The 540-nt window shown below is 70.7% G+C and carries 1 protein-coding gene; it reads left to right on the top strand.

All coding sequences use genetic code 11. From position 1 onward, the window contains the following. Nucleotides 1-160: 160 nt before the first annotated feature. Nucleotides 161-540: helix-turn-helix domain-containing protein (locus Q664_RS26510; protein WP_160174505.1), on the top strand; the 380-nt coding region annotated here is incomplete at its 3' end.

The following is a 540-nucleotide window of genomic DNA, read 5'->3' as shown; positions in this document are numbered from 1 at the left end:
ATCTTCTGTAGCTGAGGTGGGCGCTCGACGGTGGACGGAGGGTCTCCGGTGAGAGACGGAAGAAGGGCAGTCGGAAGAGGCGACTGTCACTCTGGCAAGAGCCCTGGTCGCGGAGTTGCAGTGCGAGCCGCCCCTGCGATTGCTGGCGGGGAGGCGGGGCGTGGCGGGGCCGAGCGTGGGGGAGGTGATGGGGCGCGTGCTGCGCATCCAGGGGATGAGCGTGCGCGGGGTGAAGATGGGGCCCGAGGGAGTGGTGGTGCAGGTGCGCCCGCGCCAGCGCAAGCCGCGCTGTGGAGTGTGCGGCCGGCCCGCCCCAGGCTACGACACGAAGCCTGGGCGACTGTGGCGGCACCTGGCGCTGGGAGAAACCATCTTCTGGCTGAGGTACGCCCCGCGCCGGGTGCGCTGCCGGGAGCATGGAGTGAGAGTGGAGCGGGTGCCGTGGGCGGCGCACGACTCGAGCTTCACGCACGCCTTCGAGGAGCTGGTGGCCTGGCAGGCGCAACGGCTGGACAAGTCGTCCATCTGCCGGCTGCTGGG

The sequence above is a fragment of the Archangium violaceum Cb vi76 genome (assembly GCF_000733295.1).
Classification (GTDB): domain Bacteria; phylum Myxococcota; class Myxococcia; order Myxococcales; family Myxococcaceae; genus Archangium; species Archangium violaceum.
This window is presented reverse-complemented; position numbering and strand designations above follow the sequence as displayed.